This window comes from Nonomuraea sp. NPDC049141 (assembly GCF_040648415.1).
In the GTDB taxonomy this organism is placed as follows: domain Bacteria; phylum Actinomycetota; class Actinomycetes; order Streptosporangiales; family Streptosporangiaceae; genus Nonomuraea.
In genome coordinates this window covers 1-1211 of the sequence record NZ_JBEZDR010000252.1, presented here as the reverse complement: position 1 = coordinate 1211, position 1211 = coordinate 1, and the positions used below count along the sequence as shown (strand labels likewise).

General features: G+C 74.1%; 2 protein-coding genes. Both read left to right on the top strand.

Annotated features, from left to right (window positions below):
- The coding region (locus tag AB0B91_RS66275) for a PP2C family protein-serine/threonine phosphatase (protein WP_358343306.1) at positions 1-527 on the top strand (527 nt) is incomplete at its 5' end.
- A 63-nt stretch (positions 528-590) separates the two neighbouring features.
- Positions 591-1166: a TIGR03086 family metal-binding protein gene (locus tag AB0B91_RS66270; protein WP_089002487.1), complete on the top strand. Its 576-nt coding sequence runs from the start codon at positions 591-593 to the stop codon at positions 1164-1166.
- The last annotated feature ends 45 nt before the right edge of the window (positions 1167-1211 follow it).

Genomic DNA, 1211 nt, shown 5'->3' with positions numbered 1-1211 from the left:
TCGGCGACGTGGCCGGCCACTCGCTGCACGCCGCGACGGTGATGGCCGAGCTGCGGCACGCGGTGCGGGCGTACGCGGTGGAGGGGCACCAGCCGGGCGAGATCCTGGAACGGGTCAACGAGCTGATGCGCACCCTGCTGCCGAACGAGCTGGCCACGATCTGCGTACTGCTGCTGCACCCGCCCAGCGGCCGGATCCGGCTGGCCAGCGCCGGTCACCTGCCGCCACTGCTCAGCCTCGACGGCAAGGTCGAGTTCGTGCAGCACTCGGCCCCGCTGCTCGGGGTCCGCGCGCCCCGGCCGCCCGACCTGGAGTTCGTGCTGCCGGCCGGGGCGACGCTGGTGTTCTACACCGACGGCCTGATCGAACGCCGGGACGCCACGATCGACGACGGGCTGGCCGCCCTGGCCGCTTCCGCCGGCCGGGTCGACGACGACCTGGACCGGTTCTGCGAGCGGCTCCTGGTCGAGCTGGCTCCGCCGGAGATCCACGACGACGTCGCCGTGGTCGCCCTGCGCCGCAACTGAGCCGGCCTCCGGTCGGCCTCGCGGGGGGCGGCAACGCCGGGGGCATCCTCGTACCCTGAGCCCATGGCCACGAAGACTGGTGACTTGCTGGCAGCCACGGCCCCCCGCGCCGTCGCGGTGGTCCGGGGCATCTCGGACGACCAACTGGACCTGCCCACCCCGTGCAGCGACTACACGGTGCGCGACCTGCTCAACCACCTCCACGACGTGGTGGTCAACTTCCAGGCCCTCGCGCACAGGCGGCAGCCGGAGTGGGCGGAGAAGCCCGACCATCTGGCCGAGGGTTGGCGGGACCGGTTCGAGGCGGAGACCGCGAAGCTGGTCGAGGCGTGGTCGGACCCGGCCGTGCTGGATGGCGTCTCGCCCGGGTTGGGGCTGCCACAGGAGACGGTCGGCGGCATGGTGCTGCTGGACCTGACCGTGCACGCCTGGGACCTGGCCGTCGCCACCGGGCAGCCGTACCAGCCCGCTCCCGAGGTGCTGCCCCCGCTGTGCGCCCTGACCGAGCAGTTGGGGCCGACGGCCCGGGAGCGGGGCGTCTTCGCGGCGCCGGTGGGCACGTCGTCGTCGGATGCCCCGGAGATCGACCGCCTGCTCGCCCTGACGGGCCGGGACCCGGGCTGGTCGGCGCTCGACTGAGCCTGATCTAGCCCACCTCAGCCACGGGCCCGCGCGGCGCCCCGC